General features: G+C 38.1%; 26 protein-coding genes and 1 other annotated feature. Of the genes, 18 read left to right on the top strand and 8 right to left on the bottom strand.

Going from position 1 to position 26,402, the window contains the following annotated elements:
• Window positions 1-23 precede the first annotated feature (23 nt).
• The 7 genes from ACFVSW_RS12935 to ACFVSW_RS12905 all read left to right on the top strand — a co-directional run bounded on the left by ACFVSW_RS12935 (window position 24) and on the right by ACFVSW_RS12905 (window position 6,630).
• The gene (locus ACFVSW_RS12935) at window positions 24-1,658 is read left to right on the top strand and encodes an ABC transporter substrate-binding protein (RefSeq protein WP_387316512.1); all 1,635 of its coding nucleotides are present in this window, start codon (window positions 24-26) and stop codon (window positions 1,656-1,658) included.
• 73 nt (window positions 1,659-1,731) lie between these two features.
• Complete coding sequence (locus ACFVSW_RS12930; protein WP_387316509.1) at window positions 1,732-2,673, top strand: M14 family metallopeptidase; 942 nt, start codon at window positions 1,732-1,734, stop codon at window positions 2,671-2,673.
• 24 nt (window positions 2,674-2,697) lie between these two features.
• The gene (locus ACFVSW_RS12925; RefSeq protein ID WP_387316508.1) at window positions 2,698-3,834 is read left to right on the top strand and encodes a M20 family metallopeptidase; all 1,137 of its coding nucleotides are present in this window, start codon (window positions 2,698-2,700) and stop codon (window positions 3,832-3,834) included.
• Between the two features lie 60 nt (window positions 3,835-3,894).
• Window positions 3,895-4,611, top strand: coding sequence for a creatininase family protein (locus tag ACFVSW_RS12920; protein WP_387316507.1), 717 nt, complete (start codon window positions 3,895-3,897; stop codon window positions 4,609-4,611).
• Between the two features lie 23 nt (window positions 4,612-4,634).
• On the top strand, window positions 4,635-5,891 hold the full coding sequence (locus ACFVSW_RS12915) for a hypothetical protein (RefSeq protein WP_387316505.1): 1,257 nt from the start codon (window positions 4,635-4,637) through the stop codon (window positions 5,889-5,891).
• Window positions 5,888-6,076: a hypothetical protein gene (locus ACFVSW_RS12910; protein ID WP_387316502.1), complete on the top strand. Its 189-nt coding sequence runs from the start codon at window positions 5,888-5,890 to the stop codon at window positions 6,074-6,076. The genes ACFVSW_RS12915 and ACFVSW_RS12910 overlap by 4 nt, the downstream gene beginning before the upstream one ends.
• Window positions 6,073-6,630 (top strand): GNAT family N-acetyltransferase, encoded by a 558-nt coding sequence (locus tag ACFVSW_RS12905; protein WP_387316499.1) that lies wholly within the window; start codon window positions 6,073-6,075, stop codon window positions 6,628-6,630. The genes ACFVSW_RS12910 and ACFVSW_RS12905 overlap by 4 nt, the downstream gene beginning before the upstream one ends.
• A 39-nt stretch (window positions 6,631-6,669) precedes the next feature.
• Here the strand turns inward: ACFVSW_RS12905 and ACFVSW_RS12900 are convergent, their stop codons facing one another.
• Window positions 6,670-7,287: an RraA family protein gene (locus ACFVSW_RS12900; protein WP_387316498.1), complete on the bottom strand. Its 618-nt coding sequence runs from the start codon at window positions 7,285-7,287 to the stop codon at window positions 6,670-6,672.
• Between the two features lie 164 nt (window positions 7,288-7,451).
• Here ACFVSW_RS12900 and ACFVSW_RS12895 point away from each other — a divergent pair, with 164 nt between their 5' ends.
• The 5 genes from ACFVSW_RS12895 to thrS all read left to right on the top strand — a co-directional run bounded on the left by ACFVSW_RS12895 (window position 7,452) and on the right by thrS (window position 12,424).
• Entirely contained in the window at window positions 7,452-7,538 is an 87-nt protein-coding gene (locus tag ACFVSW_RS12895; protein WP_387316925.1) for a putative holin-like toxin, read from the top strand.
• Between the two features lie 171 nt (window positions 7,539-7,709).
• Entirely contained in the window at window positions 7,710-8,057 is a 348-nt protein-coding gene (locus ACFVSW_RS12890) for a lmo0954 family membrane protein (protein ID WP_387316495.1), read from the top strand.
• A 20-nt stretch (window positions 8,058-8,077) separates the two neighbouring features.
• Complete coding sequence (locus ACFVSW_RS12885; RefSeq protein ID WP_387316492.1) at window positions 8,078-8,737, top strand: PspA/IM30 family protein; 660 nt, start codon at window positions 8,078-8,080, stop codon at window positions 8,735-8,737.
• Between the two features lie 149 nt (window positions 8,738-8,886).
• Window positions 8,887-9,684: a DUF2935 domain-containing protein gene (locus tag ACFVSW_RS12880; RefSeq protein ID WP_387316489.1), complete on the top strand. Its 798-nt coding sequence runs from the start codon at window positions 8,887-8,889 to the stop codon at window positions 9,682-9,684.
• A 543-nt stretch (window positions 9,685-10,227) separates the two neighbouring features.
• Window positions 10,228-10,453, top strand: a binding site (T-box leader).
• A 51-nt stretch (window positions 10,454-10,504) separates the two neighbouring features.
• Window positions 10,505-12,424, top strand: a complete 1,920-nt coding sequence (gene thrS / locus ACFVSW_RS12875) for a threonine--tRNA ligase (protein ID WP_387316487.1) — start codon at window positions 10,505-10,507, stop codon at window positions 12,422-12,424.
• 147 nt (window positions 12,425-12,571) lie between these two features.
• On the opposite strand, the gene ACFVSW_RS12870 is transcribed toward thrS, so the two are convergent.
• From ACFVSW_RS12870 to ACFVSW_RS12855, 4 genes are all read right to left on the bottom strand, one after another.
• Window positions 12,572-13,585 (bottom strand): HAAS signaling domain-containing protein, encoded by a 1,014-nt coding sequence (locus ACFVSW_RS12870; protein WP_387316485.1) that lies wholly within the window; start codon window positions 13,583-13,585, stop codon window positions 12,572-12,574.
• Complete coding sequence (locus tag ACFVSW_RS12865) at window positions 13,569-13,916, bottom strand: PadR family transcriptional regulator (RefSeq protein ID WP_387316483.1); 348 nt, start codon at window positions 13,914-13,916, stop codon at window positions 13,569-13,571. Before ACFVSW_RS12865 ends, ACFVSW_RS12870 begins: the two co-directional genes overlap by 17 nt.
• A gap of 152 nt (window positions 13,917-14,068) precedes the next feature.
• Window positions 14,069-14,224, bottom strand: a complete 156-nt coding sequence (locus tag ACFVSW_RS12860; protein ID WP_007083705.1) for a type II toxin-antitoxin system antitoxin — start codon at window positions 14,222-14,224, stop codon at window positions 14,069-14,071.
• Between the two features lie 13 nt (window positions 14,225-14,237).
• On the bottom strand, window positions 14,238-15,095 hold the full coding sequence (locus ACFVSW_RS12855; protein ID WP_387316481.1) for an SPFH domain-containing protein: 858 nt from the start codon (window positions 15,093-15,095) through the stop codon (window positions 14,238-14,240).
• Between the two features lie 213 nt (window positions 15,096-15,308).
• On the opposite strand from ACFVSW_RS12855, the gene ACFVSW_RS12850 reads away from it, so the two are divergent.
• On the top strand, window positions 15,309-16,751 hold the full coding sequence (locus tag ACFVSW_RS12850) for a DHA2 family efflux MFS transporter permease subunit (protein ID WP_387316479.1): 1,443 nt from the start codon (window positions 15,309-15,311) through the stop codon (window positions 16,749-16,751).
• Window positions 16,752-17,280: 529 nt separating this feature from the next.
• Here the strand turns inward: ACFVSW_RS12850 and ACFVSW_RS12845 are convergent.
• Window positions 17,281-17,559, bottom strand: coding sequence for a hypothetical protein (locus ACFVSW_RS12845; protein WP_387316476.1), 279 nt, complete (start codon window positions 17,557-17,559; stop codon window positions 17,281-17,283).
• Between the two features lie 368 nt (window positions 17,560-17,927).
• Here ACFVSW_RS12845 and helD point away from each other — a divergent pair, with 368 nt between their 5' ends.
• Window positions 17,928-20,234: an RNA polymerase recycling motor HelD gene (helD, locus tag ACFVSW_RS12840; RefSeq protein WP_387316473.1), complete on the top strand. Its 2,307-nt coding sequence runs from the start codon at window positions 17,928-17,930 to the stop codon at window positions 20,232-20,234.
• A gap of 187 nt (window positions 20,235-20,421) precedes the next feature.
• A complete protein-coding gene (locus tag ACFVSW_RS12835; protein WP_387316922.1) occupies window positions 20,422-21,186 on the top strand; it encodes an alpha/beta fold hydrolase in 765 nt (254 codons plus the stop codon).
• 92 nt (window positions 21,187-21,278) lie between these two features.
• On the opposite strand, the gene ACFVSW_RS12830 is transcribed toward ACFVSW_RS12835, so the two are convergent.
• Window positions 21,279-21,815, bottom strand: a complete 537-nt coding sequence (locus ACFVSW_RS12830; protein ID WP_387316470.1) for an undecaprenyl-diphosphatase — start codon at window positions 21,813-21,815, stop codon at window positions 21,279-21,281.
• Window positions 21,816-22,757: 942 nt separating this feature from the next.
• Window positions 22,758-23,609 carry a helix-turn-helix transcriptional regulator gene (locus ACFVSW_RS12825; protein ID WP_387316468.1) on the bottom strand — a complete coding sequence of 284 codons (852 nt, stop codon included), beginning with the start codon at window positions 23,607-23,609 and terminating at the stop codon, window positions 22,758-22,760.
• Between the two features lie 121 nt (window positions 23,610-23,730).
• On the opposite strand from ACFVSW_RS12825, the gene fabF reads away from it, so the two are divergent.
• The 3 genes from fabF to ACFVSW_RS12810 all read left to right on the top strand — a co-directional run bounded on the left by fabF (window position 23,731) and on the right by ACFVSW_RS12810 (window position 26,202).
• A complete protein-coding gene (gene fabF, locus ACFVSW_RS12820) occupies window positions 23,731-24,966 on the top strand; it encodes a beta-ketoacyl-ACP synthase II (RefSeq protein WP_387316465.1) in 1,236 nt (411 codons plus the stop codon).
• Window positions 24,967-25,418: 452 nt separating this feature from the next.
• Complete coding sequence (locus tag ACFVSW_RS12815; protein ID WP_387316463.1) at window positions 25,419-25,607, top strand: hypothetical protein; 189 nt, start codon at window positions 25,419-25,421, stop codon at window positions 25,605-25,607.
• Window positions 25,608-25,815: 208 nt separating this feature from the next.
• The gene (locus tag ACFVSW_RS12810; RefSeq protein ID WP_387316461.1) at window positions 25,816-26,202 is read left to right on the top strand and encodes a DoxX family membrane protein; all 387 of its coding nucleotides are present in this window, start codon (window positions 25,816-25,818) and stop codon (window positions 26,200-26,202) included.
• The last annotated feature ends 200 nt before the right edge of the window (window positions 26,203-26,402 follow it).

Below are 26,402 nucleotides of genomic sequence, written 5' to 3'. Positions count from 1 at the left end.
TAACTATTTAAGGGGGAAAACGAATGCGGAAAAACAATTTTGCTGTAAAAATACTTGTTTTAGCTTTGACGGTTCTGTTGGCGTTGACTGGATGTAATAAGTATAACCAGGAGACAACAAAAACACCAACGGATGGAAAGGATAACCCGCCAAAGCAAACAGAGAAAGCAGGTTCAGGAAATCCAGACGTCTTTAATTATGCTACTAACCAAGATATTCCACACCTAGACCCTCACGGCACATCGTCCAATACTTCGTTTCGTGTAACCTATATGCTTTATGATCGTCTTGTTACCTACGATGGAACAGACACTGAAATCAAACCGCAGTTGGCTGAAAAATGGGATTTACCTGAAGATGGGGTAACCTATACGTTCTATTTAAATAAAAATGCGAAGTTTCATGATGGGACGCCAGTAACCGCTGAGGCAGTTAAGTATTCTTATACACGTGCCTTAAAAATAGGTAAATCAGCTGCTGGACAATTTAAGGGAGTTATTGATGAAAATAGCTTTGAAATTGTTGATGAGCACACGATCAAAATTAAATTACTAAAACCGTTTGCCCCATTCATGAAAACGCTTGGAACCGTGTTTGGAAATATCGTCAATCCTAAACTTGCTGAACACGAGGGAAAAGATAACGGCGAAGCTTACCTAGCGGACAAAGAAATGGGCTCAGGACCTTTCGTGTTAGATTCCTGGGCTCGCGGTCAAAAGCTCGTTTTGAAAGCAAACAACGATTACTGGGGTGAAGTTCCTAAATTAAAAACAGTCAATATTCAAATTGTAAATGAGCCAGCCACAGGACGATTAATGCTTGAAAAAGGTGAGCTTGATTTACTTGATGATACGATGCTTTCTCCGGATGTATTAAAACAAATGGAAAGCGCGGAAGGCATTGAGATTCTTAAATCTCCAGGATACGCAATTGATGATCTTTCGATGAATGTGGAGAAAAAACCATTAGATAATGTAAAGGTGCGTCAAGCGATTGCCCATGCCGTAAATTATAATTCGATTATTAACGATGTATTATTAGGTGCAGGGGAACGGATCGGCGGGATTATTCCAAAAGGCATGTTTGGCTACAATGACGCGGTGAAAACCTACGATTTTGATCTAGAAAAAGCAAAAGAACTTCTAAAAGAAGCTGGTCAAGAAAAAGGCTTTAAATTAGAAATTGCCATTTCAGAAAATAACGAAGTTCGCAAAAACATCGCGGTAATGTTACAAAGTGATTTCAAAAAAATTGGTATCGATCTTGAAATTAAACCATTGGCATGGCCAACATATCTGGATTTAGTTACGGGTGGCAAGCACCAATTAGCACTTGGCGGATGGACACCAGATTATGCGGATCCAGATTACAATCTTTGGTATTTTGCTCACTCTTCAAGTAAAGGACCTGGATTTAACCTAGCATTCTATGACAATAAGAAAGTCGATCAATTATTAGAAGAAGGCAGACAAACGGTTGATGAAGGCAGACGTGAAGAAATCTACAAAGAGGTTCAAAGCATCATGGCCGAGGAAGTTCCATATATTTTCCCTTCACAGCGTAAAGTCCAAGTACCAGTAAGAACATGGGTAAAAGGATATGAAATTAATCCGATGAACACTTGGTATGTGCCATTCCAAAAGATAACAAAAGAATAATCTGTTTGATGCAAAGCGATTGTGATTCTTGGATACGGTCGCTTTGTCTTTTATGTGAAAGGGGGAAATGAACATGTGGAATTTTGGCAACCTTTTTGTTGGCCATGGAGAAAAAGTGAAGGGACATTTACAATTTCCTCTAATTGAAGAAAAATTGCCTGTTTTTTTAATTAATGGAGAAGTAGAAGGAACTACAGTGCTCATACTAGGGGGAATCCATGGCTGTGAGTATACATCAATCGATGCCGCACTCGAAATTGGTAAAACCCTATTGCCACTAGAAGTAAAAGGGAAAATCGCTGTCATCCCGATTGCAAACCCAAGATCCTTTTATGCGCGAAGCATATATGTTCATCCAGAGGACAATAAAAATTTAAATCGATGCTTTCCTGGAAAAGTAGACGGAACTGCCGCGGAAAAACTGGCGTACTGCCTTAATGAAACAGCGATAAAAGAGGCCGATTATATCATTGATTTACATGGCGGCGACATGATCGAAGCCTTAGTTCCTTTTACGATTTATCATGTTAGCGAGGTTGCTGAAGTAACAGAGGATTCCAGGCGGTTAGCTTCATTATTTGGAATTGAATATGTTGTCGGTTCCACGGGGCAAGTGGGTGGCTCGACATACAGCTCAGCTGCATTGCAGGGAAAAGTGGCCATTATTGCCGAAGCCGGTCAACAAGGAATTTTAGACAAAGAAAACTCGCAGCTTTTACAAGAGGGCGTAAGAAATGCACTGCGTTCCATCGGTGCATTGGATGGTGCGGTCAAGCAAACACCTGCAAAACTATTAAGTACTTTTGATTGGTCATTTGCCGATTATACAGGATTATGGTATCCAAATGTAGCAATCGGTCAAAGTGTAACGAAAGGAGAATTAATGGGGGAAATTACTGACGAATTCGGTGAATCCATCAAAAAATACTATGCGGGAACGAATGGTGTTGTTTTGTTTTTAGTCACGTCCTTGGCCATTAATGTGAAAGATCCACTGTTAGCAATAGGGAATTAAATAACAATGAAAGGAAGAGGATAGTTGTCAACTATACTAGATTTCTTAAAAGAGAATCAAGAATCCATCAAAGAATCATTGTTGAGGTTAACTAGCGCAGAATCACCTTCTCATACGAAAGAACTCGTGGACCAATGTGGGGAAGTGTTAAAAGCAGAATTTGAATCCCTGGTTGGCGGTTCAGTAGAAATAATTATGAAAAAAGAAGTAGGGAATCAGTATAAATTTACATATGGAAAAGGGGATGAAACGGAACAAATATTAATCATCGGGCATATGGATACGGTTTGGGACAAGGGAGACATCCCAATCAAGCAAGATGGAGATATTCTCTATGGGCCGGGTGTGTTTGATATGAAAGGCGGTTTGACGATCACACTTTGGGCTCTGAAAGCGTTACGCGAAAAAGGCGTCCAAGGTAAACGAAAAGTTGTCTTTCTCGTCACGACAGATGAAGAAATCGGAAGTGAACACTCGAAAGAAATCATTCTTGAGGAAGCGAGGAAAAGTTCGGTTGTGTTTGTACCTGAATCCAGTATCAGTCCTCATGCCGCCGTTAAAACAGAGCGAAAGGGCGCAGGGAAATTTGTCCTTAAGGTAACAGGTGTTTCTGCTCACGCCGGCATAAATGCGTGGGATGGTGCGAGTGCCATTGAAGAATTAGCCTATCAAATCATCGATTTAAAAAAGCTTGCCAATAGGGAGGAGGGTATATCCGTCAATGTCGGTGTTATTAATGGCGGAACGAGATCGAACGTAATTGCAAAAGAAGCGATGGCCGAGATTGATGTGCGGATTACCAAGAAGAACCAGGCCGAAAAGCTGGCACAGCAAATTAGAAACCGCCCCGTTTTTGTCGAGGGGACAAAGGTAGAAGTAACCGGCGAAATCGAACGGTATCCATTGGAAAGAACGGATTCGGTCATCGAGTTATACAATCAGTTGAAAGAAATTGCCTACTCACATGGTTACGACCTTGGCGAAGGATCTTCAGGCGGAGCTAGTGATGGCAATTTTACTGCCGGACTTGGGATACCAACGATCGACGGGCTTGGACCACGGGGAGATGGGGCTCATTCAGAGGACGAACATGTTTTTTTATCGAATCTTCCTTACAGAGCAGCTTTATTAGCAGAAATTATTTTGAAGCATATCCATTAGGTTTTTAGAAGTCACGAAAATTTACTAAACAGAAAAATAATCTAAAGAGGTGAACTCGCGATGTATATGATGAACCTAACCGCGAAACAATTTACAGAATTTAAAAAAACAGTGACTACGGTTCTTTTGCCGATTGGAATGATGGAAACGCATGGACCGCACTGTTCGTTAGGGACAGATGTATGGATCCCAAGAGAATTTGTTCGTCGTCTAGATTTATTGATTGGCGAGAAAGTCTTGATAGCTCCAGAGGTTCCTTATGGACATTCTTGGGGATTAGCGCCTTTTGACGGAACCATCGATATCTCCGCTGAAGCGTTTTCCGCTTATGTGTATGAGATCGGTAAAGAGTTTCATAGAAATGGTCTTAAAAATATAATTCTCTTTAACGGCCACGGTGGAAATATTGCCAGTTTGAATACTGTTGTCGAAAAACTTGCTGATTTAGGAATGAATGTCTTAACGATTAACTGGTGGGTCGATTATCGGGAACAAATTTTAGAGATTACGAAAGGACCGGGTCATGGTGGCGAGGACGAAACATCTTTAATCCTTGCTATTGATGAAAAGCTTGCGGACCCAAGCCTTGTTGGAAATCACGAATCGAAGTTAAATCCGAAAATCAAATTTGAAAAAATGGGGACTGTGTTATTCAAAGATGGATATTTAGGTGATGCAGGTAGTGCAACCGCAGAGAAAGGCGAAAAGTTATACGAAATGATGCTTCAATTAATATTATCTGACATAGAGGATCTTTGGAGAGTTGCTGAAAAATAATTTTTCAAAAGGGAGAGATGGAATTGCTAAGATGGACAGATTCACCTATTGGGGGAAAAATCGTAGATATTGTTGTGAGTTTAAATGAGCAAACAAAGAAACTTTATAGCCAAGAGGTAGCAACTGCTAGCTATAGTGATGTAAAGCCAACGCTCAATACTTTTGATAAAATCGGCCTGGCACTCGATGAAGTAGAGAAGGCGATTTCGTCAACTGAAGGACATGAGGGTGAATATGTAAGAGCAATGTCAAACGGGTTCCGTTACTTTGCGCGCAGCCTGCAAGGCGATGATGTCCCTTATGAACAATTGATTGCTAATATTCAAGAACTTCCATCAACATTGATTACTGATAACCAAATAGAGCATGCTGGTGAACTGGTGGAAAAAGGGTTGACTGATTTAGGGTATAAAGGAACGTTACAGGAAAAGGCGGCTGCATGGCGCAACGATACTATGATTGAACCAGAGAAAGTGACAACAGTTGCCGAAAACTTTCGAGAATTAAGCAAGCAGGGGACTTTAAAGCGGGTCATCGGGCTTCCGGAAGAAGATGGAATTGATTGGATCAAACCGATACGCGGCGTTTTCTGGAGTGGCTATTCAAAATACACCGGGAACTTCAGAGGCAATCTAACCTTCAATATTGACCGTCCATGGACTGAACCTATCTTGGCCCAAATTATGACTCATGAAGGCTACCCTGGCCATCAGGCGTTTTATTGTCGGTGGGATTATTTATTCCAGCAAGGGAAACTTCCGCTAGAAGCTTCCTATTATTTAATTAACAGTCCAACGAATGCCTTATTTGAAGGCGGACCGGAAACAGCGCTTACTTTCATCGGCTGGGATGACCTCAACGATGATACACAAGGTGTTAGTAATGATCAGAAACAGCAATTTCTTTTAGCGAGAAATTACTTAGACTTTCAGCGAATGTTCACTACAAACGCTTGTTTTATGTATAACCTAGGCCAGACAACTAAGGAAGAAACCATCGATTATATGATAACCCGAGGTGGGATCACGGAAATTGAAGCAAACAATGCATTTCGCTTCTTCTCTGATCCTGTCCAGAAAACGTATTATCCATGTTATTACTACGGCCGTTGGATGGTAGGCAATGCCTACAAGGAAACCCCTAAAGAAAAAAGAAAAGAATATTTCTCAATCCTATATGATACCCCGCACACAACCAATACCTTTATCAAGGCAATTAGTCAGTTAATTGGCAAAGAGTTCGATGCTTTTCGGACAATAAATGTGAGGCAGGTAAAATGACTAGTGGATTAAGCCCCATTGAATCGGTGCAATATTTATTAATACCAGTTAATTATGTTGAAAAAGTTCATCTCATTCAGACTTCCTTAAGGAGAAAAATCAATTCGGTGAACTATTCTTTGAAACGAGCCATTGATGAAACGGAAGCGTTACGACGATTGGTAAAGAAGGTTCAAATAATATGATCGAGTTACAATTTTTTGAAAAACAAGATTTTCAGCAGCTTATGTCGTGGATAGATAGCCAGGATTTTCTCGTTCAATGGGCCGGAAATAGCATGCAATTTCCTTTAGATGAGCAACAGCTGGAGCACTATTTACGAATGTCCAATTCCGAAAGCGCGGACAATTTAGCTTATAAAGTCATTCTTGTGGAGTCAGGCGAAACAATTGGCCATATTTCTCTAGGAACTATTAATCGTAAAAATGAAACTGCGCGAATGTGCAGAGTGTTAATCGGGGATAAGAGCCTGCAAGGAAGGGGCATTGGAAGATTGATGGTTCATGCCCTTTTAAAGATAGCATTTGAACAATTGAATCTGCATAAAGTAAGCTTAGCCGTTTATGATTTCAACGAAGCGGCTGTCAATTTATATAAAAAGATCGGTTTTAAAACCGAAGGATTCATTAGGGAAGCAAGCAAAGTTGGGAATGCCCATTGGAGCTATTTTGAAATGAGTATGTTGAACAGGGAATGGCAGGCATTAAATAATTTTGATGCGAATCAGGTTTTCAAATAAATTAAAACAGGAAGGGGAGTCCCCTTCCTGTTTTAATATTTATTTAGAGATCATGTTATCTAAGTATTGCTTAATTGCCTCAACGTTTCCGGAGACCGCTTCTTCTCTGATCTCATCTTTCCTCATTTTGTCCAATGATTTTTTCAAAATGTCTTGTTCTTCAGACTGTGGTATTACCACAACACCGTCGGCATCACCAACAATAATATCTCCTGGATTTACAGATGTACCTCCACAAGAAATTGGAACATTAATTTCACCTAATCCAGCTTTTCCGCTAGCAGCTACAGAAGTCCCTTTAGAGAAAACAGGGAAATTTAGTTTCTTAATGCCAACAATATCACGAATCACACCGTCAACAACTATTGCACCAACTCCAAGAGTTTGAGCCATCCCTACAATAAAGTCCCCAGCTATGGCTCGATATTGATCCCCTTTAGCATCAATTACGATAATATCTCCAGGTTTGGCTTTACGGATTGCTCTTAGAACCGCTAAGTTATCACCAACAGGAATCTTCACTGTTAACGCTCTTCCAGTAAATTTGTATTCTTCTTTTAGTGGCTTAATACTTGGATGCATGTTATTTAAACCATCCATAACATCAGAGATACAGGTAGTGGGTATGTTTATTAATTGCTTAAGAATAGGTTCCATACATAGAATTCTCCTTAACAAATAAATATTTAATAAAATTATACAGTTGTTTAACTTAAATTAGAAATATTAAAAAGTTATCAATAGCTATAAGATAAGGTTATAATTTCGGTGATTTCTTTAGGGTGGTCGGCATACTCCCGACATTAAGGCGGTGATGCTGAATGACAGTTTTTCAAGCTTTAATGCTTGCAATATCTTTTGCTAGCTTAATCATAGCAATCCTGTCATTTCATAACCATAAAAAATAATCCACCCTTGAGTTAGCGCGCTATGGGTTTGAACCTTTTTCCGATAGTCCCACATCACCTAAGTCTTAAGTCGGATTGAAAAATCAAGCTCAAGAGCAATTATGAAACATGTAGAAAAAAGGTAAGATGAAATCAAGATAAATGATGTGTGAAACATAGGAGGAAAATAAAATGAAAAAATTTGCGTTACTTTTAGCAGGTGGCCTTGCCGCCATTATTTTACTTAAAACGATTGGCCCGATGGTTGGATTACTGGTTAGTTTAGCGATTCTATACTTTATCTTTAAACAGTTCTTAAAGACGGAATCAACAGGTTGGAAAATCGGGTTAATCATTATCAGCTTAATGGTGCTTTCATCAACCATTCACCATTTACCAGCTCTAATTGGAGTGGGTGCCGCATATGTGCTCTGGCTTGTTTATAAAAATTGGAATAAAAACAAAAATACATCAGCAAAAAATGAACAAGATCCATTTGTTAGTTTTGAAAAGCAATGGAATGAATTAAAAAAATACTAGAATTAAAGGAGAAGATAAATATGGGAAACTTATTTACAAGAATAAAAGATGTTATCGTCGCTGATTTAAACGAAACTCTTCAAAAAAAGGAAAAAGAAAATCCAATTGCTTTGCTCAATGAATATCTCCGCCAATGTGAGCAGGAAACAGCGAAGGTGGGCAAATTGGTTGAACGTCAATCCCAATTAAAGGATGAATTCAGGAGAGAGTATAGCCAGGCGATGGAATTAGCTGAAAAAAGAAAGTACCAAGCGGAAATTGCTTTAAAAGCAGGAGAAGAAGAGCTCTGCCAATTTGCAACAGCTGAGCATCAACAATATTCAGAGCGGGCGCAGCGCCTTAATGCTTCAATTGCATCAGTATCCAAGCAGCTACAAGAATTAGAAAGAAAACATGAAGAAATGAAGCGAAAATTAAAGGATATGCAGCTTCGAAGAATGGAATTAATGGGAAGAGAAAACGTAACTCGGGCTAACATCGGAATGAACCAGGTGTTAGAATCTGATTCTTACTCCAATCAATATAACTTAAAGTTCAAGGACATTGAAACCTACCTAGACCGCCTTGAGCAGAAGGTAACAAGTTACTTCAATGGTAATACAATTGATGCTCAGGTAGCACAGTTAGAAAAAGAGAGGGATACTAAGGAAAACAAATCATTGAACTTAATTAAAGAGTAAACTCATGACATTGTGGTCAGACCCCCGACGTGCTAATGCTTTAGTGCGCTTGGGGTCTGACCCTGTTTTCCTTTTATCGATTCATAAGAAATAGCTAGGCAGAATAAACATCAGAATAGTGTGGCTATTTTTTACTGGGAGGAAAAAGCATGAATGAAGTCTTTGAGAGAACAGCAAGATTTGAACATCGTTTTTGGCTTCAAATATTAGGTGATCATTCTCGGTTTATTTATGAAGCTTTAGCCCCCGTTCAAATGGTGGAAATTGAACAAGCTGCAAATTTTATTCAAGTTTTTGATTCGCTTTTGGAGGATGCAAATTCCATTGAATTGATGCAATTAACAGCCCAGGCTGAAACAGAGGCAATTAAATTAAGGGAATTTAAATTTGAATTAATTAGAAAACACCTTATTGGAAAAATCAAAATCCACCTTTCACCCACATTTATTAACCATATGGTAAACGAATTAGAAGAATATGTAAGAATCATAAACCACCTAAAAACTGGGCAAGTGCCACCTGTTTACCATGAACTGCATCATCATCTTTTATGGTTATTAGATGCTGCAGGTCATTCAGAGGCGATTTCCTCCAACTTAGACAGCCTTGAAAAGAAATTAAAGGAGCAAAGTCATTCCTTTACGAAAAATTTTGAAGGTTTTTACCTAAAAGCTGTAGAGCTTGCGGGATATTTAAGAACCAATTTGACCACGTTTCCTGCCCTGTCAAAAATGAATGTAGACGCCCAGTTAGAAATAAAGTTATTTCAAAACTTTTTAAATGAACTAGAAGAATTGGAACTGAGTAATCAAGCATTAGGAACATTTGCACCGTTAATGGCAGATCATATGTTACGTGAAGAATGTTATTACCTAATGAAGTTAGCAGAATCAGCAAATCTTGATCCAGCAAACTGTGATCCTACAAAACCTCGGATAAAGGACTGAAAAAAGGTAAATCAAAGTATGAAAATTGGTGGTTGCTATATTTGAGAATTTATTGTATTATGTAACAAATCTAAATTTATTGTTTATTATATTTAAAGCAATGATGAGGACATGAGCTACTTTTAATGGTTTCCAGAGAGGGAAGAGAACGCTGAAATCTTCCTAACACAAGAAAGTATCTTACCACCTCCTGAGCTGTATTGGGGAAAATAAGTATCCAATAACCGTCCATGCTACGTTACAGCACCAAAGCCATAAGTTTTTTTAATTATGGGAAATTGGGTGGAACCACGGGTAAACGCACTCGTCCCTTGCTATAGGGATGAGTGCGTTTTTATTTATTTAAAATAATGGCTGTGTTAAAGCACTTTGTTGATTTTGAGCACAATGTTGATTGGAGTGGAAGGCGCGAGACTCCTGCGGGAGCAGCGGGACAGGTGAGACCCCGCAGGCGCTTTAGCGCCGAGGAGGCTCACCGCCCGCCCCGCGGAAAGTGAAGCGCCTGGAATGGAAATCAACATTCACTTTTAACAGAGCCAAAATAATAAAGCTATGAAAAGGACATGAATTATTTTTTCGGTTTACAGAGAGGGAAGGAAAGGTGCGATCTTCCTAACTTAGAAAAATAGTTTACCACCTTGAAGCTGTATTGGGGAACTAAAGTATCCAATATCGTCTAATGCTGCGTTAAAGCACCAAAGCCATAAGATTTTTTTATACTTATGTGAAATTGGGTGGAACCACGGGTTTAAACACGCTCGTCCCTTGCTATAGGGATGAGCGTGTTTTTTTTATATTAATTTAAGGGAGGAATTTAGCTATGAGTGAAAAATGTATAAACATTCAATTTCCGGATGGAAAAATAATGGAGTTTCCGCAAGGCATTACAGTTGTGGATGTGGCCGAGTCGATTAGCACAAATTTACGAAAAAATGCAGTGGTTGGGAAATTTGATGAACAACTAGTGGATTTAAGCTTCAAGCTTGAAAAGGATGGGAAACTCGCTATTTATACTCAAGATTCGGAAGAAGGATTGCATGTTTTAAGGCATACTTCAGCGCATGTATTGGCACAAGCTGTGAAAAGGCGCTTTGGTAAAGTGGAATTAGGTATCGGGCCGGTGATTGAAGACGGATTTTACTATGATTTGAAATTAGAACATAGTCTGACATCCGATGATTTACGATCGATTGAAAAAGAAATGGAAAACATCATCAACGAGAATTTAGAAATAAAACGAATGGAAGTAACATATGAAGAGGCTAAAAAGTTATTTGAAGAAAAAGGTGAGCCATATAAGCTAGAACTACTAAGTGACATTCCGGAGGATGAAAAAATAACTCTCTATCAACAAGGAGATTTTATCGATCTTTGCCGCGGGCCACACCTTCCAGCGACTGGTTTCATCAAAGCATTTAAATTAACTCGAGTATCAGGGGCATATTGGCGAGGAGATAGTCAAAACGATGTGCTTCAACGAGTATATGGGGTAGCATTTCAAAAGAAAAAGGACCTTCAGGAATATTTACATTTCGTAGAAGAAGCAGCCAAACGTGATCATCGGAAGTTAGGAAAACAATTGGAGTTATTCATGTTTTCCGAAGAAGCACCTGGAATGCCATTTTATTTACCGAAAGGACAAATTGTTCGCAATGAGTTGGAAACTTTTTCACGTGGACTTCAGAGAGATGCAAATTATGAAGAGGTTCGCACACCGTTTATGATGAACCAACGCTTATGGGAAGAGTCGGGCCATTGGGACCATTATCATGAAAATATGTATTTTTCCGATGTCGACGAGACAAAATTTGCGATGAAACCAATGAATTGCCCCGGTCATATGCTGATTTTTAAAAACAGCCTATACTCCTATCGGGATTTACCAATTCGGATGGCCGAGTTCGGTCAAGTTCATCGTCATGAATCCAGTGGTGCCTTAAATGGGATGTTACGGGTCCGGACGTTTTGTCAGGATGATGCACATATCTTTGTTCGCGAGGACCAAATTGAAAGTGAAATTAAACAGGTGTTTTCGCTTATTGACCAAGTGTATCGTACTTTTGGTTTTGAGTATTCGGTGGAGCTTTCGAATCGTCCCGAGAAATCTTTAGGGGATGACAGCATTTGGGGAATTTCTGAAGGTGCATTAAAGAATGTACTTGAAAGCTTAGAAATTAATTACCATTTAAACGAAGGGGACGGGGCATTTTACGGACCAAAAATTGATTTTCATATTAAAGATGCACTAAAGCGGAGCCATCAATGTGCGACAATCCAACTTGATTTTCAAATGCCAGAAAAATTTGATTTGACTTATATTAATGAAAAAAATGAAAAGGTTCGTCCCGTTGTCATTCATCGTGCTATATATGGATCCATTGATCGGTTTTTTGGCATATTAATCGAGCATTTTGCCGGTGCTTTTCCTGTTTGGCTTGCACCGGTCCAAGTACAAATCATCCCCGTCTCACCCGTTCATTTAGACTACTGTTTAAAGGTTCAGTCGGAGCTGAAACAATCAGGCGTAAGAGTGAAAATTGATCAAAGCAATGAAAAGCTGGGCTACAAAATAAGAGAAGCCCAGATGCAAAAGATTCCATATATGCTGGTTCTAGGGGATCGTGAAGTCAATGAAGAAGCAGTGAATGTAAGAAAGTATGGGGATCAACAATCAGAAAGTACTTCTATCAATAGCTTTATAAGGAGAATTACAAATCAAATCAAAGAACGTAGTTTGTAAGCAGATAATCAACAAATGACCTCGAATAATGGATTTGAGTAATAATTTTGGTGCCTGACACCCAATGTGCTAAAGTGTAAGCACAGTGAGTGTCAGGCACCGACTTTCAATTAAGTGATTGTATGGCACTTTGTGGTTTTTCTAGTATTATCTAATTCTTGCATTACGATAACTCTGGAATATTTCAATCATATTGGAGAGAATGAGTGACGCTGCGAAGATCTTCCAGATCCATTCCAAGGAATAAGCTACAGCAGAAGAAGTAGTTTCAAACAATTCCGCCATATAGGGAATGATTTCATTGTTTAGCAAATTTGGATTGCTAGCGATGACGATAAAAGTAATCGTGCTTAATAAACGAATGATCGCATTCATAATTACAAGCTTCATTGTCCATTTTGCTACAGTCCATTTATAAACAATCAACCCTACTTCCAATACGATAAAAATCACGATGATTGGCCAGTATGACAACAAGGTATCCTGATTAAAAAAGGGCATAACGAATTGTAATCCGTGACCATCAATTGATCGATAAACGCCAACGAGATGGTCGGCATAGAAATAAGCAACGGTTCCAATGGCTATCCAGATGAAGCCGAAAACAATATCCCCTTTTGAAATGGCTTTTTTCTTAGGAATGATTTCGACATATTTTAAATCCTCTGGCGTCCATATCATTCTCTTCTTTTTATGTGGCAGATCAGAGTTTGATAAGCCAATTCTCTCTATGAAGGCAAATACAATCGTGAACCAAAAGAAAACTTGGATGAGCACATTTATGACATTGGCGATAATTATCCCCACCGATTTAATAGCCACAGAAAGAATGGCTTCCTTACCTGAAAAAAACACAATATTCTCGAAGATATGAATACAGATGGTAATCAAAATGGCCCAGGGGATAACCCTTTTCATTGTCAAAATGTAAATATTATATAGATCCGGTCCAATTAAATACATAGGTGTATCACGATAACTTGCAGCGAGCACTGCCGGATTGCCAAGTTTCGAAAGTGCTTCCTTCACATCTGCTTCTGAATAACTTTCCGGGAGCATATCCTCGATGGTGGACCTAAGCTCAAGGGCGATATCATCCCGTGTCTTAACAGGAAGCCTTTTTGTTACTTCATGTACATAAACCTCAATCAGATTCAACATTATCATCTCCTTGTAATAATGATTTCAGTTCCAGCGTCATCTTTTTCCATTCATCCTTCAATTGCTTGTAAACCTCAATCCCGTAGTCACTTAATACATAAAACTTCCGCGGCCTGCTTTCGGTTGTGTCCCAGCTGCTCGTTACGAGTTCCTGTTTCTCTAATCGCCGCAATAGAGGATATAATGTACTTTGCTCAATGGCCACACCGGCATTTTCAAGCTGCTGTACGAGTGAATAGCCATATTGGGGCGTCCGTAATTGACTTAAAACAGCCAATGTGAGCGTTCCTCTTCTTAGTTCCGTCGTGAATGTATCCAACAAAGAACCCATGCGTGTAATCACCTCATTCATTTATACTGTATATCATACACTATTATGATTAAAATAACAGTGCACAACGTATCTTATTCAAATTTTATAAAAATGATTAGGTTTTATAACTAAAAAACCCCTTAATTTATAAAAAATTAAGGGGACAGGGCTTATTCTTTTTTTAATCTTCCAGCCTTTTTGGCAGCCTCTTTTAAGATGACTTCGATTTGGGCGTTTACACTTCTAATTTCATCTTCCGCCCATTTTTCCAGTACTTCATATAGCTTAGGGTCAATGCGAAGCGGAAATGATTTTCTTTTCGTCATTTATGACACAACCTTAATAAATGCTTCCCGTATTGATAATGGGCTGCGTTCCTTTCTCAGAAACAATCGCGACCATTAGGTTATTAACCATCTGCGCCTTTTTCTCTTCATCGAGCTCGACAATATCTTGTTCCGCCAGCTGGTCAATCGCAGCCTTTACAAGCCCAACGGCACCATCGACAATCACCTTACGAGCAGATAAAACAGCTTGTGCTTGTTGTCTCTGCAGCATGGCAGAAGCGATTTCGGAGGAATAGGCAAGATGCATAATCCGTGCTTCGATAACATCCACCCCGGCAACATCCAATCTCTTTTGTAAATCATACATAAGTACATCTGCGACTTCATCGCTATTCTGCCGAAGGGTTAATGTCTCTTCCGCATGATCGAATGAATCATAGGCGTATCTGCTGGCAATATGACGAATACCAGTTTCGCTTTGAATTTGAATGAATTTTTCATAGTTTTCTACATCATATAATGCCTTTGCCGCATCTCTTACTTTATACACAACGACGGCTGCAATTTCAATTGGATTTCCTTGTAAATCATTTACTTTTAGCTTCTCGCTATTAAAGTTCGTCACGCGTAAGGAAACGCTCCGTTTGAAAGTAAAGGGAATGGTTGCCCATAATCCTTGGTCCCGGATGACACCGAGATAGGTTCCAAAGAACGTTAATACTTTCGCTTCGTTAGGCTGAACAATCGTTAAACTTGTGGCAATAATTAACCCAATAACGAAGACAACAATCCCGGTTATTATTCCCGTGATATCTCCGGTAATGAATAAATAAATTCCAAAACCAATACACAAAAGCGCGATAATCAGTGCAGCAAAACCATTCATTTTAAAAATAGATTTTTCTTTCATTTGGTCTCCCCCTTATTTTAAAAAGTGATATAAAAGTGATATCACATTTATATCATAATATAATTTTTGGAAAAAGTAAATAATATTATTATTTGCAAATATTTTCTTGAAAAATTTTTGGAAAGTCCCAATGCGTTTCATTGGAATTCATTAGGGAAAGAAGGTAATCTGTAACAGTGTTATTTTACTTTTTATAGCAGGGGAGTTGGATAAATGGAGAGATCAGGTAATAAACAGTCAATGATTGTGGGACTTTTGCTGGCGGGAACCTTTATTGCCATTTTGAATCAAACACTAATGATCACAGCAATACCTCCAATTATGGATGAAATGAACATTACCGCAAATAGTGCGCAATGGCTAACGACCGTCTTTATGCTGGTGAATGGGATCATGATTCCCATCAGTGCCTTTTTATTAGAACGATTTACCACAAGGCAGCTGTTTATCACAGCGATGAGTATTTTTGCGTTTGGAACCGTTGTGAGCGGGATTGCTCCAAATTTTGCAATTCTGCTTTTAGGCAGGGTCATTCAGTCGATTGGTGCAGGAGTGATGCTGCCATTAATGACTACTGTATTTTTACTAATCTTTCCAATCAATAAGCGCGGTGCGGCAATGGGGCTTGTAGGGCTTGTGATTTCCTTCGCACCTGCCATTGGGCCAGCACTGTCCGGATGGGTTACATCGCATTTTTCATGGAGAGTGTTATTTTTTATTATTTTACCAATTGCTCTTATCGATATCATTGTCGCATTTCTTTTCTTGAAAAATGTTACAGAGGTTTCCAGACCAAAAGTGGATGTCCTATCGATTCTATTATCTTCATTCGGGTTTGGCGGGCTTCTATATGGATTTACTTGTGCTGGAAATTATGGTTGGAACCATGCAGCAACCCTTCTTTCACTCGCCATTGGCGGTGTATCCTTGCTCGTGTTTATTTTCCGCCAATTAAGATTGAAACACCCCATGCTGGAATTCCGTGTTTTTAGCTTTTCGATTTTCCCGTTCGCCATCATCATTGGAATGATTGGCTTTATGGGCTTAATTGGAGCTGAGACGATTATCCCGCTGTTTATGCAGCGAATGAGGGGATTCTCAGCCTTAGAGGCGGGTCTTGTTTTATTACCTGGTGCCCTGATAAGCGGCTTCATGTCACCGATTGTTGGGAGAATCTTTGATAAAATCGGTGCGAGATGGCTTGTGATGATTGGCTTAACAATCATGACAGCTGCTTCGTTTGCGTTTACGAATCTAAGTCCATCGACAACGATGACCTATATTACGGTCCTTTATGGAATTCGAATGTTTGGTCTTTCGATGGTCATGATGCCTGTCGCAACAGCTGCCCTGAACCAGTTACCAAAACGATTAATTCCTCATGGGGCGGCCATGGATAATACGATGAAAATGATCGCCGCTTCGGTAGGAACCGCCATCCTTGTTACAGTAATGACAACAACAGCTGAAGTAGCGAAACAGCGCCCAGATATTGCCTTTCCGGATATCCACGGAGCGAATATCGCCTTTATGGTCGTGTCCATTCTTTCCTTACTTGCACTGATCCTCTCCTTTTTCATTAAGCATAACCGACAGGCCGAAGGTGAGACGGATGGAAAAAGGCAAAGAAACGTACGGGCGAAACTCCAGGAGTAATGGCTGAGGTCGACAAATTACAATAGATAAGTGAAAATTGGTGCTTATCCCTCCATCGTTGACCTTATGCTCCATTTCTTTTAAAGGAACAAATGGAGTAACTTACGAATTGGTATGAACAAGAAGCAAAACAATTTTAACAGTATAAAAATGCGTGGATAGCATTTTTATACTGTTATTTAGTTATTATTCATTGTTGATTTTCGTGTAGGTATGAGCATTCATAAGCGGAGAATTTCCGGCTAATGTCTATAGAGGAAGCTTAAGAAGCAGATATAAGCGGAGATATTCCGATTAACTGCTCTAAATTAGGCAAAATCCAACGGTTTGGATAATATAAACGGAAAAACTCCCTTTATTATTAAGGAAATATGGGTATTTCCCAATTTAAACGGAATTTTTCCGTTTATTTTTCAAACACAGTGAAATCAACATTCACTTTTAACACAGCCTAGTTTTAAAAGCAGACCTTTGTATGAAATTAATCTTTGCCTAGTATACTGGGGACCCTTTTTCAACATATGAACTTTTACAAATCATTCACCGTTGGTTCGGAAGATTGTACATGATTTATATTAATGACTTTCGGGTCTGTTGAATTGGAATTATCAATTTTTGTGATGATACACCATCGACCAGGGGTGGTTGAGGTAAGTGGAACTTCAATGTCATCACCGTTGTTCGTTTTGATTAAAACTCTTCCGTCATATTTTGCAAAGTTATCTTCCTTTTTGAGAAACCCAAAAATTCTAAAAATGTGTGTTGCAATAATGAGTTTTTCAACATCTTGCAGTTTTTTGATGATCAAATTTTCTTCGTTGTTCCCCGCAGAATTTCCGACACCGGAATCCTTATCGAGTGCGATATAGGGGGATTTTGTTAATTTACCTTTATTCCCAAAATAGATGTGTCCAAATGTTCCTTGCTTTGTGATGTAAAAGGCATGAAGATCTAAAATTTATTTGGTTTTTTGTGAGATCCACTCTCGCACCTTTTTGTACTTGTGTGAGCATGACCATTCTCCTTTAACTGATTAAAACTTTTACTAATTATACCATATGCCCGTATCCTATCTATCCAATGGATAACTAAAAAACTTGACTAGTACAAAAGATTTAGTTTAATCTTAATATCCAAAGTTTTCAAAATTAGCTAAAGAGGTGACGACTGAATAGGATGAGTGCCAAAGATCAAATGTCTGTCCGTGACCATAAAGATTATCAAACAGAAGTGGAACGCTTAGAGTTTACAAAGGAATATATCCGAACTGTTTTAGATATTTCTAAGGGGAATAAAGAATTTTTTGTTGAAAATATGAAGCAATCTTTTGCCGAGTTAAATTCTAAGGATAGTAGTACGAGCTACACGGATCTCCTCGCGAATGCAAGTTTTCTTGAATTAGCGGAAAGTGAACTGAAAAGGCTAGAAAGCGTGATTGGCAAGCCCTATTTTTCAAGGATCGATTATACGAGCAATAGTACGAATAAGGAAGAAATTTTGTACATCGGGAAGGTATCCTTGTTTGACCGTGTGACACAGCAGCCGATTATCGTCGATTGGAGGTCACCGATTGCTAATGTCTACTATGATGGCAGACTTGGAGACGTGTCATATGAAGCATATGGGGAGACACAAACCGGTTACTTAGCATTAAAGAGGCAGTATGAAATCATCGATGGATTATTAAAAGAAATCCGCGATATCGATTTGACGACGCACGATGAACTTTTGCAGAAATCTTTGTCAGGTAAAGCAGACAATCGATTAACTGAAATCGTTGCGACGATTCAAAATGAGCAAAATGAAGTGATCCGTGCCTCACTGAAGCACCCGATTATCGTTCAGGGGGCCGCCGGAAGCGGGAAAACAACCATCGCACTCCATAGAATATCCTACTTTCTCTATTCCTTTGGGTTTCAATTTCCTCCAGAAAAATTAATGATCCTTGCACCGAACCGACTGTTTATTGATTATATCTCAGCCGTCTTACCTGAACTTGGAGTTAACAAAATTAACCAGACCACTTTTATTGATTTTATGAAAAGTTGTTTGGGGCAGAAAATAAAACTATTTTCTCCAAATTCTAAGCTGATGAAGCTCCTTGAAGGGAATGGAAAATCTAAGCAAATGCAATGGGTTTCGAGCTATAAGGGGTCACTCGAATTTAAGGAATTAATCCATAGTTATGTAAAAGAATTAGAGTTAAAACTCGCACCTGCAGAGGATTTTATGGTAGAAAAATCGATTCTCATGAAGGGAAAAAATCTCAAAAAACTATTTTTAAACGAATATACATACTTACCAATCTACAAAAGGCTTAATAAAATAAAAGCCCTATTAACAAGTGATTTAAAAAAGAAGAAAGCCATTATGCTGTCAAACCTAAACGCGAAATATGAAACAGCACTAGAGAAGGCTCTTTATAGCAGGAGGCTGGAGCCAGAAAAAAGAAAGCAAAAAGTAGTAACCATGATGGAGAAGAAGGAACAAAGAGTAAAGAGGGTGGAGCAGGAGGCAAAGGTCGCAGTAAAAAAATATATGGATGCGTTTGTCATGAAAGATATGTTTACCTTGTATAAGGAACTAATGACTTCTCCTGAAATGCTCAAAATGCATTCCGCTACTCTTACAGATCAAGAATGTCAGCTGCTAAGTAAGTATTGTCAGCGGATCTTTGATCGAGGAGCATATGAACTTGAGGATTTAGCTCCGCTCTTTTATATGAAGACGAAATTGGAAGGAATCGATGAAAAATATAAAATGCGGAGTATCTTTATTGATGAGGCACAGGATTACAGCTATTTTCAATTTGCCGCATTAAAAGAAGGCTTTGATACAGACTTATTTACCATCGTGGGAGATTTAGCACAAGGGATTCATTCTTATCGCGGCTTGAATAGTTGGGCACCGGTATTGACAGATATCTTCCCGAATGCGAATTATCAAGCCTTACAAAAAAGCTATCGTACAACCGTTGAGATTATGAATTTGGCCAACGATATCCTTCAGTTGATCGACCAAGACTTGCCAAAGGTCAACCCCGTTATACGACATGGTCAAAAGCCATTATTTAAAACCATTGACACTACAAATCTAGAACAAGTCCGAATGCAGCTGGAAAATGAAATTACCTCACTTAAAGAGGAAGAGCTTCACTCTATTGCGATCATTGGACGAACGGACAAAGAGTCTCAAAGAATCCATCAAATCCTAAAAAATAGTCCTCTTCCGATTCAATTAGTTGAGGAAAAAGAAGATATGAAGAAGGGGCACATCGCAATAATACCTTCTTATTTATCGAAAGGGTTGGAATTTGATGCCGTTTTGATTGTTTGCTTGGAAGAACCATATGCCAAAGTAGAACTGGATATCAAATTGCTTTACGTGTCGATGACAAGACCAATGCATCGATTGTATTTATTCGGTAAGAGCCCGTCAGACTTTTTATTGCAGCATGCGGATGATTTACATTTTGATAAGTAAAAACTTCAAGGGTCAGACCCCCGGCGTGCTATTGCTTTAGCGCACTAGGGTGTAGACTCGTCATCTTTCTAGGATGGATGCTTTTATTAGCGATAATGTATAAGTATTTAATGGAAAGTATATTCTAACAACGGAAGATATGTCTTGAAGAAGTTATCCTAGTTGCTTTATTAATGAGGTGATTCGAATCCCAATATTAGCTGGTGTCGGGAGCGGAATTTATTATAATGTTATTGGTGAAGGCATACCTCTTGTGTTTATCCATCCTCCATTACTAACAAGTGCTAATTTTAAATACCAAGTTGAGGAGCTGTCGCAAAAATATAAGGTAATTACATTTGATATTAGAGGACATGGGCAGAGCGGCTTCTCCAAGCAGCCCATTACTTATCAAATGATTGCGAATGATATTACACAGCTGTTAGACCATCTCAAAATTGAAAAATCGATTATTTGTGGATATTCGACGGGGGGAACCATCGTATTAGAATTTATGCTTACACATAGAGAACGAGCTTTAGCGGGCGTTATCATTAGTGGAATGTCCGAAGTCAACGATTTCTATAACGAAAAAAGAATTGTCATTGCAAAACTGCTTTCAAAAATAAGAGCAAAAAAACTGCTAGGATTCGCGATTTCATGGGGGAACTCTAATACATTCCAGATTTTCAAACATATGTACAGAGAAGCATTAAAAGGGGATACACGAAACATCGCACAGTATTATAATTATTGTTTGCATTATAATTGCACCCAACAATTACATAGCATTGTTTTACCGACTTTACTGATCTATGGGAGTAAAGATAAAGCCTTTCACCGATACGCAAAAATTCTACATGAAATACTGCCTCACAATGAATTAAAGATTATACATGAGAAGCATCAAATTCCAACAAAAGCGGCGAAAGAATTAAATCAATTGATTGATGAATTTGTAGTGAAAATCTAGAAATTAATACGAAATAATAATGGGATCATTCCTGATTTTGGAATGATCCCTAAATACTTTAACACATATATGGTGTAGAGGTATGGAAATTGTTAAAGCGGGCGAAAGATTCTGCTAACAAGTGGGTTCCAAATTGTTTCGATTCGTTTAATTACGTATGCACTAACATTTCCAATTATGGCACTGCCTAAGATATCAGACGGATAATGCTGGCCAGTCCAAATCCGAGAAATTCCAACTAGGATGGATAGTAGCCATAAAAATGAACCAGCTAACCGATGATATACAAATACAGAGGTTGCCGCAGCAAACGCAATTGTCGTATGTTTGCTTGGAAACGATGAATCTTTTTTTGATGGAACCGGTGGTAATAAATGTACTAGATGGTTCACAAAAGGGCGAGGTTGAAAAACGAAGAGCTTAATTAGAAAGCTAATAACATAGGTAACTCCAACGGAAACACCAGTATATACGGTCATCTTTTTATAATCATTATGCCGAAGACAAAGAATGATAACGACCAAAAAATACACAAATCGAGCTTTTTTTGAGATCAATACCATAAGCGAATCTAAGAACTTTGATGAACCCGCATATTGGTTAATAGCTTTAAACATTCTTTCGTTCATAACAATTAACTCCTTTTTCACAAGCTAACGACCTATACTAGTATTACCGCCGGATTAGGGAATATGTACAATAGGCGTGGGTTACCATGAATCAATTATCAATTAGAGATACGAACGAAACTTATACAACAGAAATTCTTAATTGTAACGCTTTACTACATTGGGGGTCTGACCCTCGATTCGCTCGGGGGGGTCTGACCCTCTTTATCACAATGTTTAAGAACGACCCATCTTATCTTGTTACTGCGTGATATGCAATATAAACCAATATAGCCCCAATGGCTATGATATATGCAAGAAAAACGGGATTTAACGAAATCCAATTTTTTCTAATTGCACTATGAATTTCTTCATCCAATTCGCTATTTCTCACATTTACTGCTTTACCAACTCTAAGTGTATAAAATAAACCGCCTACTATTACAATTCCTCCGAGAATAAGCGCAATGGTCTATTTTTTGAAAATGTCGGTTTGCTATTCATGAACCTTTTTTCCAATACATCCAGATATCTTTTTTCGTAATTTGGATGGTGCCTGGCACTGTTTGGGTCTCTGGAAACTCTATGTAGCATAGTCTTCTAAAACAATGGGAAACCTACAACCATCAAAATATAAAGTATAAGATCTCATTTTTAGGTAAATAACTGCGTTCCTTGATCGCTTTATTGTTCTAATAACAAAACAGTGTTGGATTGCTAATTTTAATGATTACGGTTATAAGCATGTACCACTTCTGCCATGTTTTCTACCAGTGATTGGCACAGGATTTACCATCTGTTGCCAACGCATATACCAATTGAGTTATATCAAGAGAATATGGATATACAACTTTAAGAATTATAAGATATAAAAAAAGTCTAAAACCATCCGCATTTCACCGAGGAATTAGACAAATGGTCTTCAATAATCGCGCACTATAATGGAATAACGAAATTTTTTTATTAATGTTCAACCGAAACCCTCTTCATTAATCGCTTTAATTTATTTTCTGTATCTGTTTCCTCTACTGGTGTATAAATACTGCATCGTAAATCCATATCACCTTGAACTTGGAGAGAAGTTAAATTAAACAACATTTTGCCTACTTTAGCATGTCTGAATTCAATGATCATTTCTGGAGCCTTACTCACTTGACTTTCTTGCCATAAATCTTGGAATTCTGGATGTGAATGACTCATTTCTTTAATAAATTGGTTGTACCATTCATCGCCTAAATAGTGTCCATAATAAGTACGGAAAATGGCAAGAAAACCTTTTGCGAAATGTTCCCAATTGGCGGCCAAAGCTTTTAATTCTTTTCTAGTAAAAACTAAACGAATCAAATTTCTTTGGTCATTCGGTATTTGGTCAAAATCTAAAAAAATATGAGCAGCTGCAGGATTCCAGCCCACAATATGGCAATGTCGATCCGTAATGATAGTCGGGCAATATGTTAATTCAGCTAGGATTCGTTTTAAAGAAGGGCTAAGTTCTGATTGATCCTTTTTTGGAATAGTAATTTCCGATTTTGTTTCTAATGCTAGGTCATATAAGTAGTCTCTTTCATCCTTATTTAATTGCAATGCTGTTGAAATACAATCAAGTACAATCGAAGAAACTTTTATATCTCTTCCTTGCTCTAGCCATGTATACCAAGTGGTACTTACACCTGCTAATTGTGCAACCTCTTCTCTTCGTAACCCCGGTGTCCTTCTCCTGATTCCGGCAGGCAAGCCAATTGACTCTGGCTTAATTTGGGCACGCTTAGCTTTTAAGAATGTCGACAACGCTTCAAGCCTAGTTTTATCATTCATTTTTAAAACTCCTCATCATACCATTTATCCTAGTGGAATTTATACCAGGATAAACAATCACTTGTAATAGGATAAAAGGACGGTAAAATACAATTATATTATTGATTTGGAGTGATGAAAAGTGGAAAGAGTTGTGATTACCGGTATGGGAGTAGTCTCTCCTATCGGAAACAACCTCAAAACATTTTGGAACAATCTAATTAACGGGGAATCTGGTATATCCCTTATTGATACATTTGATGTTACTAATCATAAGGCAAAAATTGCAGGTATCATACGAGATTTTGATGCAGATGAAATTTTAGGAAAGAAAGAAGCAAGGCGTTTAGATCGCTTTTCTCAATTTGCTTTGGCCGCAGCTGATCAAGCTTGGACAGATTCTAAGTTAGACCTTGACAGTATAGATGCAGAAAGAATAGGTGTATACGTAGGTTCAGGCATAGGGGGAATTGAAACCTTTATTGAAAATATTGATGCGCTCAGACAGAAGGGGCCTAGAAAAGTCAGCCCAACTCTAGTGCCAGCTATGATTTCTAATGCTGCAGCAGCACAAATTAGTATTAAATGGAACGCAATGGGACCTTCTTTGTCGCCAGTTTCTGCTTGTGCAATTGGAAATACAGCTATTGGGGAAGCCTTTAGATTAATTCGTTCTGGAGAAGTTGACGTTGTGTTTGCTGGTGGAACAGAGGCAGCCATAACAGACTTATCAATAGCAAGCTTTGGTAATGCTACAGCTTTATCGACAAGAAACGATGACCCAACGAAAGCTAGTCGTCCATTTGATGAAAATCGAGATGGATTTGTCATGTCAGAAGGAGCTGGAATTCTAATCTTAGAATCCTTATCGCATGCTTTACGTAGAGAGGCAAAGATTTATGCAGAAGTCATTGGATATGGTGCAAGTTCAGATGCACACCATATGGTAGCTACACATCCAGAAGGTAAAGGGGCCTATCTTGCAATGAGATCAGCTTTAAAAAATGCAAATATAACTCCTGAAGAAGTTGATGTTATTAGTGCCCACGCTACAAGTACAAAAGTGGGTGACATATCTGAAACAATCGCTATTAAGCAACTGTTTGGAAAACAAGCTTATCAAATTCCAGTAACCGCTAATAAATCTATGTTGGGTCACATGTTAGGTGCAGCCGGTGGTGTTGAAGCAATTGCTTTGGCAATGAGCTTAAAGGAAGGAATAGTTCCTCCAACAATTAACTTAGAAAATCCTGATCCATTATGCGATCTTGATTATGTGCCGTCTGCTGCTCGTCAAGTGAAAATAAATACGGGTCTTTCTAACTCATTTGGGTTCGGAGGTCATAATGCAGCAATTGTTTTAAAGAAATACGAGTGAAAAAACTTTCTACCGTCAATCTGACCGTTTCCTCTAGAAACGGTTAGATTTATTCAATTAAAGGAGTGGCGAGAAGTTGTAATATCGTAAAGCAAATATCGATGACATTAATAAATTAATAGATTTAAGAAAAAACCAATTAATTGAAGAGGGGATAGAACCTAATATAGACATCGATGTGGATTGAAATAAAACCATAAATCAACCCTCGGAGATGAAGTGCCCCCTTTTTTAAAGACATTTTGTTTGGTTCTAGGGTCAGAGCTCCAACGTGCTAATTATTGATTATTAAAAGGAGCGACATATTTTGATGACTATAAATATAAAGATACAATTGTGGGATCGTCAACACGACTGTCTTTTTTACTAACGGACAGGTTAGTTGAAGAAGGTTGAAGGTATTTGTGGTAAAATATAGGGTATATTGCTGGATAGTTTAGGGGGAGTTTTAAATGGTTTTCGGTCCATCAGTAATTTCTATTATTCTTTGGATTTTTGGTCTATTTATTCTGTATTTAATTATTTCAACAGCAGTTAAGGATGGTATTAACAAGTCTTTAGTCGGTAAATTTATCGAGAAGCAATATGGAGTTAAAGAGGATAAAAAATCATTTCTTGATAAAGATTTGGATAATGAATAATAACACTTTTTTTCTAACTGGGTGTTTGAACTTAACAAGGGTCACTGCTGTGGCTCTATTTTCTTATTCAACTAAGTGGCAGGTTACTTGAATAAGCACACTTTCCTTGATATTAGTCTTTGTGAATTTTGGTATATTCTAACTTATTTCTGGATTTTTGAATTATTATAGTTTTAATTTGAATAGACTTTTTTAGGAGGTGTGCAAATTGACTAAAGTATTTATGCAAATAAGCAGATTGTTTCTAGGGGTCGTTTTTTTGGTTGCAGGTCTAAACGGTTATTTTGTCATCTTTGGACTTGAACCATTTATAGCAACTAGCCCCGAAGCAATGGCATTATTCAAATTTGAATATCTATTAATTGTAGAAAAATCTTTAGAGATTATATGTGGGATTTTACTCTTAATCAATCTGTTCATCCCATTAGCCATTGCAATATTGTCTCCAATTATAGCCAACATTTTTTTACTCCATTTGTTCCATGACCATTCATTACTTCTTTTAGCAATAATGCTTATCATCACTTATAGTTATTTGTTGTATTATTACAGAAATAACTTTAAAAGTATTTTGGAGAAAAAAACTTCTCGATAATTCTTTGTGCAGCTCATTATCTATTTTTCGTGCAAGGTTTCTTATTCAAGTAATGGGTGCTTTGCTTAAATAGGAGCAAGGCATTTTTCTTATTGAAGTAACGGACAGTTTAGTGTAAGAAGGAAAACCTTGATTTAAAACTAAAATATATAGATTGAAAATTATGTTATTATTTATATAAAAGAAAGTGAGAGTGAAAA

Source organism: Neobacillus sp. NPDC058068 (assembly GCF_042885335.1).
Lineage (GTDB): Bacteria > Bacillota > Bacilli > Bacillales > Cytobacillaceae > Neobacillus.
The sequence above is the reverse complement of the archived record's forward strand: the minus strand, read 5'-3'. Positions and strand labels throughout refer to the sequence as shown.